This is a genomic window from Microcoleus sp. MON1_C5 (assembly GCF_036701875.1).
Taxonomy (GTDB): Bacteria; Cyanobacteriota; Cyanobacteriia; order Cyanobacteriales; family Microcoleaceae; genus Microcoleus.
Genome location: NZ_JAUBRN010000040.1, coordinates 51,197 through 67,026 on the forward strand (window position 1 = coordinate 51,197; position 15,830 = coordinate 67,026).

Annotated in this window: 11 protein-coding genes; 6 read left to right on the forward strand and 5 right to left on the reverse strand. The window is 46.8% G+C overall.

The genetic code is table 11. The features are described from left to right. Positions 1–193 precede the first annotated feature (193 nt). Positions 194–1,924, forward strand: coding sequence for a chemotaxis protein CheB (locus QUA71_RS19190; protein ID WP_333287377.1), 1,731 nt, complete (start codon positions 194–196; stop codon positions 1,922–1,924). A gap of 187 nt (positions 1,925–2,111) precedes the next feature. On the opposite strand, the gene QUA71_RS19195 is transcribed toward QUA71_RS19190, so the two are convergent. Further along, on the reverse strand, positions 2,112–5,096 hold the full coding sequence (locus tag QUA71_RS19195; protein ID WP_333287379.1) for a glycerol-3-phosphate acyltransferase: 2,985 nt from the start codon (positions 5,094–5,096) through the stop codon (positions 2,112–2,114). Between the two features lie 208 nt (positions 5,097–5,304). Between QUA71_RS19195 and psb35 the strand changes: the two genes are divergently transcribed. Continuing rightward, a complete protein-coding gene (gene psb35 / locus QUA71_RS19200; RefSeq protein ID WP_199292739.1) occupies positions 5,305–5,517 on the forward strand; it encodes a photosystem II assembly protein Psb35 in 213 nt (70 codons plus the stop codon). A 410-nt stretch (positions 5,518–5,927) separates the two neighbouring features. Here psb35 and QUA71_RS19205 read toward each other — a convergent pair whose 3' ends face one another. Both QUA71_RS19205 and QUA71_RS19210 read right to left on the reverse strand, forming a co-directional pair. After that, complete coding sequence (locus QUA71_RS19205; protein ID WP_333287394.1) at positions 5,928–7,118, reverse strand: transposase; 1,191 nt, start codon at positions 7,116–7,118, stop codon at positions 5,928–5,930. 147 nt (positions 7,119–7,265) lie between these two features. Further along, on the reverse strand, positions 7,266–9,425 hold the full coding sequence (locus tag QUA71_RS19210) for a SpoIIE family protein phosphatase (RefSeq protein ID WP_333287381.1): 2,160 nt from the start codon (positions 9,423–9,425) through the stop codon (positions 7,266–7,268). 588 nt (positions 9,426–10,013) lie between these two features. Between QUA71_RS19210 and QUA71_RS19215 the strand changes: the two genes are divergently transcribed. Then, entirely contained in the window at positions 10,014–10,172 is a 159-nt protein-coding gene (locus QUA71_RS19215) for a hypothetical protein (protein ID WP_333287383.1), read from the forward strand. 173 nt (positions 10,173–10,345) lie between these two features. Here QUA71_RS19215 and QUA71_RS19220 read toward each other — a convergent pair whose 3' ends face one another. Beyond that, entirely contained in the window at positions 10,346–10,918 is a 573-nt protein-coding gene (locus tag QUA71_RS19220; RefSeq protein ID WP_333287385.1) for a DUF6658 family protein, read from the reverse strand. A gap of 498 nt (positions 10,919–11,416) precedes the next feature. Continuing rightward, entirely contained in the window at positions 11,417–12,154 is a 738-nt protein-coding gene (locus QUA71_RS19225) for a DUF2993 domain-containing protein (RefSeq protein WP_333287387.1), read from the reverse strand. 275 nt (positions 12,155–12,429) lie between these two features. Between QUA71_RS19225 and QUA71_RS19230 the strand changes: the two genes are divergently transcribed. The 3 genes from QUA71_RS19230 (at position 12,430) to QUA71_RS19240 (ending at position 15,560) form a co-directional block, all read left to right on the forward strand. Continuing rightward, positions 12,430–13,842 (forward strand): HD domain-containing phosphohydrolase, encoded by a 1,413-nt coding sequence (locus tag QUA71_RS19230; RefSeq protein ID WP_333287389.1) that lies wholly within the window; start codon positions 12,430–12,432, stop codon positions 13,840–13,842. A gap of 241 nt (positions 13,843–14,083) precedes the next feature. Further along, a complete protein-coding gene (locus QUA71_RS19235; RefSeq protein WP_333287391.1) occupies positions 14,084–14,677 on the forward strand; it encodes a pentapeptide repeat-containing protein in 594 nt (197 codons plus the stop codon). Between the two features lie 127 nt (positions 14,678–14,804). Continuing rightward, the gene (locus QUA71_RS19240) at positions 14,805–15,560 is read left to right on the forward strand and encodes an LmeA family phospholipid-binding protein (RefSeq protein ID WP_006635225.1); all 756 of its coding nucleotides are present in this window, start codon (positions 14,805–14,807) and stop codon (positions 15,558–15,560) included. The last annotated feature ends 270 nt before the right edge of the window (positions 15,561–15,830 follow it).

Genomic DNA, 15,830 nt, shown 5'->3' on the forward strand with positions numbered 1-15,830 from the left:
TATTTTTACGCACATTTAGATTGCCAAACTTCATAAAAAGCCCATTAAATATTAAAGATTCAATAAAGCGGGGTTGTGGTGTTTACTTCCGCGCCAGAAAGTTTAATAATATTAAACTAGGGGTAAACACACTTAAGCATCTATAGAGTTTACGAAAGCTTTGCGATTTAATCAAAATATCCAATAAATAAACATGGCATCCCTCCCCCCAACTCCTAACTTTGACTATTTCCAAGGAACTACCGAACCAGACAGATTTAACGCCTTGGATGGCAACGACATCATTTATGCCAACAGCGGAGACGACTATCTCGAAGGCGATGCAGGCAAAGACAAAATCTGCGGCGACCCAGGCAACGATACGATTCTTGGCGGTGCGGACAATGACATCCTCTGGGGAGGCAAAGGCACCGACCTAATTGGTGGCGATTCCGGGAACGACATCATCTACGCGGGCGCAGGCAGCGATACCATGAGCGGCGGCACAGGCGATGATATATTTGCCATTGCTAAAGGCAGCGGCGGCCCAACTGTAGCCACAGCCGACTACATCGCCGACTTCGGCAACGGCAATGACAAAATTCGCTTGGTAGACGGCCTCACCTTTGAAGATTTAAACATCCAGCAAGGCACCGGAGTCAACAGCAACAGCACCGTCATTCAAGACAAACTCACGGGCGAGTATTTAGCAGTCTTGCAGGGAGTCAACAGCAACACAATCAACCGCGACCAATTCACAAATCAGCTATCGGCAAACCCTGTCATCGAGTGGAACGGAGTCATGCTGAATGCAGTGCGGACAGCCAGCACCGCGCCTCCCCTCGCTTCCCGCAACATGGCAATGGTTCACGCAGCCATTTACGATGCTGTTAACTCCATCAGCAAAAAATACAGCCCTTACCTGGTGGAAATAGACCCACCAGCAGGCACATCAGCAGAAGCTGCCACCGCCGCGGCCGCCCACCGCGTCTTAGTCAGCGTGTACCCAGCGCAAGCAGCCACATTCAACGAAGTATACGCATCGTCTTTAGCCAAAATTACCGACGGCAAAGCCAAACAAGACGGGATTGTCCTGGGACAGCAAGTTGCCGACCAAATTATCAGTTCGCGGAGTACAGACGGCATCACTAAAGTAGTGCAGTACACGCCGAAAACCGACCTTGGCAGTTGGGTGCCGACTCCCCCTGCCCTTGCCGCAGGGCTGGCGCCGCAGTGGCCCGAGGTTACTCCCTTTGCCATGACTAGCGGTTCCCAGTTCCGCCCGTCGGGCCCGCCCGCCCTTGACAGCGCCAAGTACGCAGAGGAACTTAACTACGTCCAAGAAATCGGCAAAAGTGACAGCCTCACGCGCACCCCAGACCAAACAGCGATCGCCAAATTCTGGGCCAACGGCGCTGGGACGTTTACGCCTCCGGGCCACTGGAACCAAATCGCCGAAGAAACAGCGACTCTGACTGGTCAATCCTTAGAAGATAGCGCCCGCTTGTTCGCCCTGCTGAATATTGCTCTGGCCGATGCAGCTATTAGCTGCTGGGATGCCAAGTACCACTACAATTTATGGCGGCCGGTGACAGCTATCCGCCAAGCTGACACGGACAACAACCCCGACACGACGGCCGACCCCCTGTGGACTCCGTTGCTAACTACTCCGCCGTTCCCTGAGTACACGTCGGGCCACAGCACCTTTAGCGGTGCTGCTGATCCTGTTATGAGTTCTGTATTTGGTTCGGATTACGGCTTTGGAGATCGGGGAGACAGGACTGTCAACACTTTGCGAACCTTTGAAAACTTCAGCGAAGCGGCCGATGAATCGGGCATGAGTCGCATTTACGGAGGCATTCATTTCATGAGTGCTAACGTAGATGGTTTGAGTGCGGGTAGAAATGTGGGGAACTATGTTGTCCAGAATTTCTTAAAGGCTTAGGAAAGTCGGGGCGGGTTTACGAGATTATTGGTTTGAGCTTACATCTTTCACCATTTTCAAGAACGGGCAAGATGCCCGTTCCACAAAACTCAATTTTCTTGTGGAATGGGCATCTTGCCCGTTCCGCAAGATGCCTGTTTTACAAGAAATCAACTCTTTGTGGAACAGGCATCTTGCCTGTTGCTAATTATTCCAGCAGTTCTACAGTGCCGAGATACCCGTCTACTCGGACTTTTTGACCGTCTCGCAAGCGAGTGGTCGCTTCAGAAATATTCATGACTGCGGGAATTTTGTACTCGCGAGCGATTATTGCTCCGTGAGATAGTTGGCCGCCAACTTCGGCGATAATTGCTGTTGCTCCTAATAGCAGCGGTGCCCAACCTGCATCGGTGTAAGGAACTACTGCGATCGCATTTTCTCCTAAATCTGTGCTCGCGGTGCGGCAAATCTTGACAAAGCCTTCGACACGACCAATACTTGCTGGAATTCCTTGCATGATATTAGTTGCGGATGTGGCAAGTTCGATCGACCTTTTCTGAGAATTTGGCAGCAAATTGCCGTAGACTACAGGGGGAATCGGGCGATCGCGATCGGCTAAGAGGCGATCGCGCCTTGCCGTAATTGTATCCTTAAACGAAACACTCGCCCCGCTGCGAATCCATTGCTGAATTTCCCCAAATTCCAGATAAAAAATATCCCCGCTTTCCTGAAACACCTGCATTGCCCATCCGCAAGCTTCTATCTCCAAAAAAGTCCAGCGTAGATGAGCCAACAACCGCGCGTAAATTTCGCTAATTTCGTTTTTGACGAGCGCTCTTTCCTGACATTTATCTAGTCGCCACTTCTGCCCAAAACTCAAGCCTAATTTCCGCTTTTCGACTAAATTAATTTGGGCTTTTTGAGCCATACTTATTAGCAGTTTTTGGTAAACTTCCGGTTGTTCTCGCCAAGTAGGAACAGCGATATCCGTTCCCACTTCGCTCAAATATCCGTAAATATCAAGCCACTTTTCAAAGTCTGCTTGTAAAGCCGGAGTTTCAGAAAATGTCTGTACTAAATGTGCGACTGAAACAGTTTCGTCAGACTGCGAAACAGCAGCTTGGCGCAATTTTTGAGCCAACTGCTGTAAAGTTCGCACCGAAGCAATTTCAGGAGCGCTGTCATTAGCCAGCCAGTCATCATTAACGCGAAAAATTGCCTTGCGAATAGCCAGCCCGATCGGCCCTAATATATTGTAGTAAGTAATCGGTTTCAGCCACTCCTGAATTTGCTCGGCTTTCTCCAACAATTCCGACAAATATTTATACTCGGGCATTGGGCATTGGGCATTGGGCATTAATATTTCTTCTTCGCTCGAACCTCTTCCTTCTTCCTTCTTCCCTCTTCCTTCTTCCTTCTCCAGACTTTGCAGTGCGGGGAGGAAAATAGAAGTGCGATCGCCTTTAAATTCTGCATTCAGCGCCCTCTCCCGCTGCACCAGACGCCACAAACCAGGCAAATTAGGCAAAATCTTCCCCAAAGGTGGCTTGCCCATTTTTTGCCCTCTCAGCAAAAATTCCAAACCCTGCTCTGGCAATCCCATCATCCGAAAAATTTCGCCCAACAAAGTCGCATTAAAATAGGCGTGAGAACCCAGCAAAGTTGCCGTTTCATTAAAGTTTAAGCCGATCGCGCGATCGCCCAAAACCACCTGAAAAATCTCTCCCCAAACCCCGCAAGTCAGCGGCCGATTAATCGACCAAGTTAGCGGGCGAATTGCACCGGGAATCACTTCTGCTGCAATAGTGCGCGTCCAAAACGGCTGTAAATTTGTAATCGGCCTGCTTTGCAAAATCCAAACTTTTTCCCCGTCCCAACTCCACTCAATATCCTGCGGGATGCCGTGAAAAAAAGCTTCGATTGCTTGCGCTTGTTTCACCAACTTTGCTATAATCGATTTATCAATAATAGAATTATTTTCAAATTCACTTAAACTTTTTTCTAATGATTCAGGTGTACTAAAATCTATTTCTAAATGAACCGGAGTAACTTGTCCGCCGACAACAGATTCAGCACCTCCCGGCAAAGCTTCAATAATAATCTGGGAACCGCCATCTAAAGGATTGCGGCTGAACATGACTCCCGCAATTTGGCTGTCAATGTAAGGCTGAATCAATACAGCCATTTGGGTATCGGGGAGTTGTCGCTGGCGGCGGTAAGCCACAGCTTCGGAAGTCCAATAAGACTGGCGACAGCGATTAATTGCATCGAGCAATTCTGCTTCAGTCAAAACAGGGCCAATAGTTTGATATTGTCCGGCGGCAGAACTCGTATCGCCATCTTCTCCCGCTGCTGAAGAACGCACAATCATTCGATTTTGGATTTTGGATTTTAGATTTTGGATTACAGAATTACTGATTAACAGTCGATCGCCATTTTCCTCATCCCCTCTTCCTTCTTCCTTCTTCCCTCTTCCTTCTTCCTTCGATGCCCATATAAAACCCGTAGGTACGTTAAAACCTGCGCGTTTCAGTTGAGACAATTTAGCAGCTTTATCGCCGCAGATTGCAGCATCTAACGAGTCATCTAGAGAAAACAATTGTTCTGATTTAGATAAAGCCATATCATCACCCTGACTGAAATTAATTGCTGCTAGCAACAAAGCTAATCCTGTTGCTGCTAAAAATTCGGGCATTGATTGTCGCCACACCCAAACCCAGATTGGGGTGCACAGACACCCGCAACGGGAAGCAAAGAGTCTCGCCCGATCGCCCTCACCCCACCACCGCTGTGCCAAACCCCACGCCAGCAGCCCCCAAATGCCCGATGATACAGCCACCGGCGGCGAAAATACCAAAAGACCCCAAACAGCGTTGGTCACGCCTCCACCTCGGGCGATCGCATATCTGCCCGTAACTAGAGGAATTAACAGGGCGATCGCGATCGCAGGTGCATCCGGGAAGCAAAATCGCCCCGCCAAAACTGGCACAATACCCCGGGCAATTTCTACCAACACCGCAGCAATTCCCGCTAATTTCCCCCCGTGAATGAAAGCTGCAGACACCCCCACATTCCCCGTGCCCAGCGCCCTCAAATCTCGGCGGCCAAACACTCGCACTGCCCATTCCGTTAGCGGTAAAGCACCTAGGCTGAAACTAGCAGTCAACAGCAATGCTATTGTCGGCAACGGCATAAAATCAGCTCTCCTATTTTCAAGCTCTAAACATTATGACGGCAATTCTGTCAATTTTTCTGTCTTCCGATATATCAACCAAACGTCCTTAGCACTTAAGATAATGTAAAAGTAGAGTAGATAAGGATTTAGCCTAATGATAGGTATCAGCTTGACCACTCCCATAGCAGTTGTTGCACCCATCCGGCGAGTAATGATTGAGCTGCTGATGCAGCAGCCAGTGCCGGAATCAAGTGTCAGCATGAGCACTCCAATATTAGTTCTTGTTGCTGGCTTTATTGCGGCAGCTACGATCGGCTCTGTTGCCTGGTATAACTCCAAGCGTCCCCCCGGTTGGGAAGCCAAAGAACGCCCTGATTTTGTACCCAAAGTTGATAAAGATGATTTGATTGCTGAGGTTTCTGATTCAAAGAAAAAATAGAACAAAGCTGTTTGAGATCAAAAAAAGCTTTGAGAGGAATAGAAATTACCCTTGCATATCTATCCGGTAGGGTGCGCCTCGGCGCGCCTTACGCTGCTATATATAAAAGCTTTGAGTGAACAGTTTTAATAGACCGAAAGCACTAATTTCAATACAGCGATCGCTCATCCCGCGCTAGATCCCTTTATTGACCTTGATGGAAGAGATCATTAGATAGATTTAATCATAGAAATTTAGACCTTGACTATAGCTTTAGAGTTCTCAGGAGATTCAGGCTCTTTTGGGAAGTGGCCTTTGAGACATCTCACCACCTATTCGTAAATTTGGCTGCTAAGGCGATCGCCCCGACGATTATTTTCCCGTTTAATGTCTTGACACTCCCCGGCGTTTACGCACGGGGATTCTTTAATCTACGAGCCAATTTGCTGAGGCAGGACTTCTCCAACCACAGTAGAGATTGATTCTCCTAAAGCGTTGCTTGGCTCAAGACCAAAGGTTCCGGTATGCCCTACCGTACCCAATCCTCGACTGAGGATATTTCTAGCTGCATTAAAATCTCTATCCAAAACGCAGCCACACTTACAGGCGTGAGTCCTTGTGGATAGTGTTTTTTTGACTGTTACCCCGCAGCTAGAGCATTCTTGGCTGGTGTATTGGGAATTCACCGCAACCGTAATCTTGTCAAATACTTTACCAAAGTATTCAAGCCAAACACGGAATTGATACCAAGATGCGTCGTTAATGGACTTAGCCAGACAGTGATTCTTCACCATGTTTTTGATTCTCAAATCTTCGTAAACGACTACATCGTTGGATGAGATTACGCACCTTGCAAGTTTTATTGCATGGTCTTTACGCTGTCTACTTATTTTGAGATGGCGCTTGCCTAGAATCTGCCTAGCTTTGAGCCTGTTTTTTAAACCTCTTACTTTTCTTGATACGCGACGCCCTGAACGTTTGAGGACTTTTTCACCTTTTTTTAGAAACCTCGGGTTTTCAACCGTAGTTCCGTTCGAGTCGGTGTAATATTCCTTTAATCCCACGTCTAATCCGATCGCCGTACCAGAAGGTTCTGTATTTTCCTTTCTATCGACATCCACGCAGAATTGGACGTACACGCCATCAGCACGTTTTACCAATCTCACCCGTTTTATTTGGTTGATTTGGTAGAAGTGCAAGTCGCGTGTACCTTTTAGTTTTAACCGTCCAATCCCTTTTTTGTCTGTAAAGTTGATTGATTTCCGATCGTCGGCAAGTTTCCATCCAGTTGATTTATACTCAACGGATCGGCAATCTTTTTGAAACTGCGGATACCCTTTTTTGCCAGGAACACCCTTTTTGCAGTTATCGTAAAATCTGGAGATAGCAGACCACGCCCGTTCGGCGCTAGCTTGTCGAGCCATTGAGTTGAGTTCGTCGGCAAACGAAAAATCGCGAGCCAGTACAGCGCAATATTTGTTCAAATCGTATTTATCCACTTTTTTGTTATCCATCCAATAGCGCAAACAGCTATTGCGGACAAACTTGGCGGTACGAATTGCTTCATCTACTGCTTTGAACTGGTTTGATTTTCCGTAGGCTTTAAACTCAAAGACTAGCAGGGTTTTACCTCCTACCTTATACTATACGATTTAGCATAGGATGTTTAGTGAGTCATTAAAACTTTAGAATTAAAGCCGTCCTAGAAGGACGGGGTTTTAGACCCAATTCTCTGATAAGTTTGTTTTTTCGACGTATGGGCGATCGCTCTAAACCAATGCGGCTGCTTGAGGCTGTGACTTTTTTTCTACGCCTAATTCCGTCCGCTTCAAAACCAACAGCGTAATATCATCAAACACTTTTTGACGGCCTATATGACGCCGTACATCGTCAATCACGGCTTGCTTGATTTCCCCAGCCGATAAATGCCAGTTTTGGCTAATGACTTCACACATCGGCTCAACGCCATACTGTTTTTTGTTAATGTCTTTTGCTTCGGTAATGCCATCGGTATATAGCACTATACCATCTCCTGGGTGTAGCTCCATTGAAATATGACTGATGAACTCAGCAATGTCATCGTCAAGAGCAATCGGAAAACCTAAATCCATCGTGTCGATACGCTCAACCTGTCCTCCTTGGCGCACAATGATTGTTTCTTCATGCTGACCGCTAATGCTGACCCGTCCTTGGGAATAATTTAAAATCGCTAGGGTGAGACTTTTCTCAGATTTCATGCGCTGCACGTTTTTATACAGGGTGCGGTTGAGCGCATCTAAAAACCGCACCGGATCAGTTTCGCGGATTTCCTTGAGGGTACGGACTGCCGTTTGCGCCATCAGCATCAAGATACCGCTTTCGAGTCCATGTCCGGTGACATCGCCGATGCCCAGAGTGACAACGCCATCGGTGTTTAAAACATCATAGTAGTCGCCGCCGACTTCATCGGCAGCCTCCATGTATGCGGCAATATCGAGTCCTTCAATTTTCAGTTCCTCAGCATTGGGCAGAATCATTTGCTGCATTTGACGCACGATATCCAATTCAGCACCCATGCGAAGATTGTCTTCCTTTAGTCTCTCGTTGAGGGCAAGGATTTCGCCGTTGGCAGTTGCTAGTTCTGCCGTGCGTTCTTTAACTTTATCTTCGAGTGTTTCAAACGATTCCTTCAGTTGCCCTGCCATGCTGTCGAAGGAACGTTCCAGCGTATCAATTTCCTCAATTTCAATAAAGTCAGTGGTGCCTACTCGCTTATCGAGGTTACCAGCAGCAATTTGTTCAGCAGCTTTAGTAATTCGGAGAACGGGACGGGTAATCGAGCGAGCCGTCAGGATACCGATCGCAATTGTCAAAATCAGAGTCGCTAAACAGAGCAGGATTGTAGTACGAGTATTAGCATTGATTTGTGACATAAAGTCCGATTCTCGAACCGTAGTCACTATCACCCAATTCAGACCAAACTCATCTTGCCAAGGTTCAACCAAAACAAATTGGCGTTCCCCCTTAATCTTAAAGTCTAGTTGTTGGAGCTTTGTAATCTGGTTGAGATCGCCAAAATGCTCTGACAAATACTGTGTACTTGCCCGGATCAAAGGATCGCTGCTGGTTGATGCTGCTAATCTTTCGGCTTTACCATTCTTGACTGTGTAGATAGGGGAGTTCGTTGAACTCGCAACCAGCAGTCCTTCACGATCCATGATAAACACTCCTCCCGAAGGACTAATTTTGATTTGATTCAAAAAGTTACTGATCTGAGAAATAACCAAATCAGTTTCTAGAACACCTACAAAATTGCCTGCTTTATCACGATAGGGCTGGACAGCCGGAATTCCTAACCGTACTGCTGAGTTGGAAGAAAACTGATAGATTTTACCCCAAGTCGGTTTATTGGCTTCCTTAGCCGCTCGGTACCAGGGGCGGCGGGTGGGGAGGTAGTTTTTTGAAGCACCGATCTGCTTATCAATTAGATTTCCCTGTTTGTCAAGCAGATAAACTAGCTTATTGACACCCGTACTTTTATCCTTAACTTCTACAGAAAATTTGCCACCCTCTAGTCGTTCAACACCGATAAATTTTTCCTGCTCATTACCAAACCCAATGTAACTGATGGTTTCAAACTGTTGAAGGAGTCTCCAAAAATACTGCCTTGAGGCAGAAAAATTATTGACATCCAATAAGCCTATCTGAATGAGATCATAATTAATTTGATTAACTCGCTGAGGCATTTTCAGGTAAGTCTCAAGGTGGTGATTAACTCGATTGTTGACTTCCTTTTGCAGTTGGTTTGCCAGATCATTGATTGCTCTTTGTCCGCTTCTAAAGGAGAGATAACCTACTAACCCAACAGCCGCTACAATTTGCAAAACGAAGGGAACGACGAGGGCTGTACGGAGACGCAATTTACGAGAAGTATTTTTCAAAGATTTCACGGGAATAGCGGTTAACTAAGAATAATTTACCCTTTCAGCATCGCTTCCAGTTGTTGCGGGGCGTTATTAGGAGTTTCTACCTATTCCTTCAAAACCCGCAGTGTAATATTATCACTGACTTAGCGGGACAAAAACTGCGTTTTAAGCCCAAACAAAGCCTAAACAGGCTTTATATGAAGGTGTAGACATCCCTGTTTTATTGTACCCAGCAGATTTGTGGGATTTGCTCTCAGCAGTTTACAGACAATATGCCCTGTACTATACAACTTTTTAGGCCGCCTATGAAAAATTTTTCCCTCGCCAGCGATACCAATCTGGCGGGAGAGATAGGGGCAAAACTTCTGATATACCAAGATTCAATAACACCCTGATGCCAGGGAAATCTCGCTATTGTAATAAAAACTCTATCATTTTATTATAAAATGCTCTCCAATCAGGTGGGAGCTATCTGGTATTTTATCGAGCATTACAAGGCTTCTTGACACCTAAAAGTGTTAAAGATTTTTCCTTGCTATGCACAAGAACCCAAAAATTTAAGTTTGGTAACGGAACTTTCCGTGGCCTCTTCAGCTAATTCAACCCGAACAAATGTCGAATTTAGGACAGTTGGTGGCAGGAGTGGCTCACGCAATCAAAATCCCCGTAATTTTTATTTACGACCAAATAGTTCATGTTAATCAAAATGTTTTAGATTTATTCAACCTGATTGAAATTTACCAGACCTACTCTCCAGAATTCGCAGCCTAAATCTCATAAAATGTAAAACATATTGAGGTAGATTTTATTAAAAATGCAGAAAAAGCGTAAATCCTGCTGAGCAGATAGCAGGTCTAAAAGCATTTATCTAGTTTCAAGAAATTATATTATTTATGTAGGGGCTAATTTCAGACAGCCCCTACATCATCTTTGCTCCGACTGGCTTATTTTTGCAGCGGATTGAGTTTCGTAACTGAGCTTTCCTTAGCATCTTCAGCGCTATCTTTCACGAAAGCAGAAGCATCCTGAAAGGCGGCGCCTACTCTCTCTAAAAGTTTGGCATCGGGATCGCTGCGGTCGAATACGGGTTGAGCCTTAGCCGGCTGTCCGTCTGGCGTGTCTAACAGAGTTTTATCTCCGCCGAGTTCGAGGTCGAACTTGTCAGTTTCCATCGGTGCAGAACCCGGATAAAGCAGCTTTGAGGAATTAGATTCCCCGGTAGTCGCGGCCAGGAGACGATCGCCCAAGATCGACAAATCAGCCCGATTGTTTTCTGCTTTAGCAGGCGATTGATTGACTTTAGGGTCGGTAGACATTTGATAATTCGTGTATCCATCTCCACCGCCCTTGTGGGGGTTATTCATTCCTCCCATTTGAACGGGAGGATTCTCAGGCCGAGCACCTCGAACATCGCCCGAATTGCAAGCGGTGCTGGTAAACAGCAGCACACCTGCCATCAAAACAGTCAAAAATTGACCGATACGCAGTCTTTTAAAAAAAGCAGTTACTGTGTTCACAAAAGTTTTCCGATTTTTTACTACTACTTGTCAAGAGTAAAAATAAACTACCCACGCCTGCCTCTAACGGCGGTAATATTTTGCCACGGATTGCTATCTATTTTTTTATAACTTTAGAGGGATTTAAAAAGTGCGATTGCCTTCGAGAGATTATTTTTGGTATGACTAACACGCCGATATCTAGAAACCCGGTAAAAAAACCGGGTTTCTAGAGAAAGTTCGGTTGAGAAACTCGCGTACCCGACGGAGAAGAAAAGGGGGAGGTAGTTTCAAAGCGTAGTCTTCGGGTGCGTGCGTTCCAATAATTGCTCACAAAAGCTTTTCTGTTTTTGACCACGCCCAAAAACGGATACTTGCGAACGACTCCTGCCGTGGAGTTATACAAATTTTAGACTCTTGTTCAAACACCCAGATTCATCTGTGGAGTAAATCTAATAACATCTAACATCTCAAATCCACTGACGCACCCTACCAGCTACTAACCTCAGAACGCTACTGCTAATCTGGGAATTTTTCGACTTTCGCTTCAGCTTCCAAAGTCAGCACACCAGCTTCCACATTTAGCTGTTGGACCCGCAGGGACATTCCCTCAAGTTCAAAATTTCGCAAGTTTAAAACTTCACCAGCTTTCTCGGCCAAAGCTTGAGTTAACTCCGGCGAAAATTCCTTGTTTTCGGGATACTCGACATCCTGAAGAGAAATTGCCCAACCGCCCGCTGCGATCTCAGGTTTGGATGTAAATTGAATTTTTTCTGTGGAGGCAGTTTCCCGCACCAATACCTCAGCATTTAAAGCGATTTTTCCGGTTAGCAATTGGCACTCAATAGTTTTAACGTCTATTGTCTGCAGTTGTCCGTCAACAGTAACTTTTAAGTTTTTCAGTTTCCTGCTGATGTATTCGGAATTAAAAGCGCGGTTGATATCGCTTTCTGTTAAAACGGCGCGCGCCCCACCGAAGGCAGGCCCGTTCAGTTCAATTTTGCCAAACATAGCGGTGAGGGGATTGACTGCAATATCCTTGACGTGAATTTGCAATTCTTCCACGCGCAAATCTTGTTGCATTACCAATCCTTTGCCCTCAACGGCAACGGCCTCTACTTCTCCCTGGGCTAGCTGGATCGGATCGGTGTTAACTGTGACAGACAAAGTTTCGGATTCGTCTAATTTGCTGGCAATAGCCATCTCGGCCACTTTGTCGATCGCCTGTTCCCCTAAACTTCTATTTTGTTGAAGCACGCTCAGAATTCCTAATAATATTGTTTTAAAAATAGTAGTTAATACCTAAGTCATTTACCGTCTTCCTCTCGGCCGGTTTCTCGTCTGAAAAAAACTCAGCCAAAGACAGAGGGTTTCTAGAAAATTGCTAAAATTAATCCGGCACTCTTCGGCGCACTCTACATTGACTCGGTTGCGAAGCGGTGAAAACTCAAAAACTGGGACTTTTGCCCAAAGTCTTTTCTAGAAGTTCAATCGCCCGCTACAATAAGTAAGAGCCGGCACCGCTTTTTGCAATGAATTCAGAATCAACTCTCGCTAGACTACAAGCTACACTTCCCGACGGAAAACTGCCTTCTAGCTACGGGGTATACTTCAAAAACACCCTAGTAGCCCTATGTCACGCCCTAGAAGACCACATTTTGCAAACCAGTGGCGGGGACAAGAGCGAACTCCAACCCTTAGTTTTGGTAACGTTTCAGCAGGGTAAATGGTATTTACAGGAAGCCGATCGCTACCTAGATATTGCTAATGCCTCTCGGCACGTTGTCATAGGTGCAGTAGCCGACAGCGGTTTCGCTACTCACAAAACCGGGCAATTAGAAAATGTATCTTTAATAAATCTCGATGAGAACGACCCCATAATTGAAGAATGGAATTTAATCATCGTCGCCCCGACATACAAAGCAATGGTGCTTTGCCGCGAACTTTCAGCCCAGGAATACTTGCCCGAGGGCAAGCCTGAAGTAGATACAGAAAGAAAGTTCTACGGTTTGTGGTCGTTTGACCAGTCTTTGGTGTCGGCTGCTGCAGAAATTTTTATAGAACAGACGCGACATTACAACTCTCCCCTGGCCGAGAGTTTGCTGGAAATGTACCACGAAATCCTGGCTACCATTGGCCCGCCCTTGGCAGACATTAGTGGCGTGGTATCGCGGATAGTCACTTACCTGCAAAGTTCTCAGCAGCAAATGGTAGCAATTAACCGCCAAACCCGCGAGTTGTGGGAATTGGAAGGTCAAGCTTTGCGCGTCAGCCGCAATTTGAACGCTAACAAACTTCAAGCTTTTCTGCGGATGGCCCAGCGCGTGGACGAACGCGATACCTCAAATCCTACAGCGTCTTTGCAGGTGGCGGCTTTGTCGGAAACTTTGGGTCAACTGCTGGATTTGCCGGCTTTGCAGTTGCGGAGGCTGCGGCTGGCTGGATTGCTATTTCGAGTCGGCTTAGTTTCTGCCCCGAATGAGGTGTTCGATCGCACTCCCGATGCTTTTGACCAAGCAACTTTCTCATTTTGGCGCGATCGCAGTTTCATTGGTTCCCAACTGCTGCAAGCAATGCCGGAACTATCACCTGTGGCGGAAATTGTCAAGCACCAACTCGAATATTGGGACGGCAGCGGCAGGCCAGAGGGTTTGCGAGCCGAAACCATACCCGTTGCTTCGCGGATTTTGGGGTTGGTCGCTGATTTTCAAGAATTGACTCAACCGCGTGGCGATCGTCCGGCTTTGAGTTTGAGCGAAGCTTTGGAACAGTGCCGCGAACTGTCTGGCACTCGCTTCGATCCGGCTTTGGTGGAAACTCTCAGCAACGTCGTCAGGCTGGCAGAAATGGGTTTGATGCAGTTACCAACTCGCCCGAGCCAACTGCCTAACGTGTGGTTGGAGGATTTGGGCGATCGAACGACCGCGACCGCTCCGGCATTATAAAATAACTGGATTGGTAAAGGGCGATCGGTAATTGGTAATTGGGAACTTGTACAGAGCTTGTGCTGAGCGCTGCCGAAGTGCCTAGCCGAAGTATTGGGCATTTAAAACTCAGCACAAAATCTTTTCCAACACTACAAAAAATCAGCCTGTGCTTGCTAAGCGCACCCTACCACTGTGAGTTTTAGCAGGAGCCTGTCTGTGCGCTAATGACTAATGACCAATGACTGATGACTAAAAACTAATGACTAATGACCTCGAAGCCATACGAAAAGGCAAAATTTTGATGTTGGCCGGCACTGATTTAGCCGGCAAAGACTTAGCGGGAGCCGATCTCGCCGGTGCTAACTTGTCTCAAGCCAACTTGAGTGGAGCTAATCTCGCCGGCGCTAACTTGCAGCGGGCCGTATTGCGAGCCAACCTCCGCGGCGCTGACTTGAGCGGTGCTGACTTGCGAGGCGCAGATTTTCGCAATGCCGATTTGCGGGGAGCTTCCTTCGCTAACGCTTTAGTCCGCGACGCAAGTTTTGGGGGTGCTTTTTTGACGGGGGCATCCCTCGGCAATTTGGATTTGAGCGGTGTCGATTTGCGGGGCGCCGATTTGCGAGGCGCTGCTTTGGGTCGGGCAATTTTGCACTCCGCCGATTTGAGCAATGCCAATTTGTCCGGCGCTGATTTGTCAGGAGCTGACTTGGAAGAAGCGATCCTGAATGGAGCCGTACTGCGCGGCGCTAACCTGACCGGGGCTAATTTGCTTTGCGCCACGATCGAACAAACCGTTTGGGATGGAGCGTTGCTCGATCGCGCCTGTCTCCAAGGCACCCCCCTGAGCCGTTAAATTTCAACAATGTTGTTTTGAAGACAGACAAAAAACAAGATCTGCTTATGAGGTGAATAAGCACAAGCGATTTTTACATTTCTTAATATGGGGTTATAATGGCGACTGTAGACGAGCAAACGAATAAATGGTAGCAGCTTTGTTTAGCGGTACATCCTTTCAAGGTCAAAGTGGCGATCGCCTTGTTAGTAAAGTAGCAGGAGCTGCGATCGCAGCCTTATTCAAGCGTTCTGAAAAGGCCGAAGCCAACATCCGAGTCGAACCAGTAGCCAAACTCTTGCAGGGAAGCATCGACGGTTTCGACTTTGTTGGCAAAGGTATGTTGATGTACAACGGCCTCCGCATAGAAGTGATGGAACTCTACCTGCAAGCACTCTCCATTGATTTTGGGGCGATTTTTGCAGGTCAAGTGAAATTGCGACAGCCTACCCAGGCAAATATGCGAGTAGTCTTAAGTCGATCGGATTTAACCACCTCATTCAATACACCTTTTGTAGTTGAAAAACTCCAGAAGCTGAAGTATCAAGAGCAATCTCTGCACTTTCAAAACACTGAAGTCAGCTTCGGAGCCGACAAATCCATTCGGCTTCAGTCCGAAATTACCGTAGGCGATGCCAGCGAACCCGTCAAAATAGATATTACAGCTCAATTGCAAGTAGAAGACCGACGCAAAATCCAATTTGTCAGCGTTACTTACGGCGGTGACGGGCAAGCAATAGACTTGGGTCAAGCTATAATTGCCCACGTAAATAACTTGCTAGACTTAGACAAATTTGCCTTAGAAGGCACTCAACTGCGAGTAGACCGCTGCCGAGTTCAGAACGACGAGCTGGTTTTCTACGGTTGGGCTGGTATCGAACAGTTCCCCAAAGGCAAGCGCTAAACCTCAGCCTGCTGAGGTGGCTAAATGAAACTTGTTTGAGGAATTTTATAGCTTAACAACAAAACCCGCCCAGGCGGGTTTTGCTATTTTAGCGACAGTGGTTAAGCTGTGGCGCTGCTAGGGTAAGGTCGCGCTATAGCCTTTATGACAAAAATTGGGTACACCCAAACCGGTGTTGCCAAGCTTCTTAAGTTATAGCAACCGCCAAGGCGGTTAGGACGCAATGCGTAACACATCCTCGATCGCATCTCGTAAACAATCAAACTGATC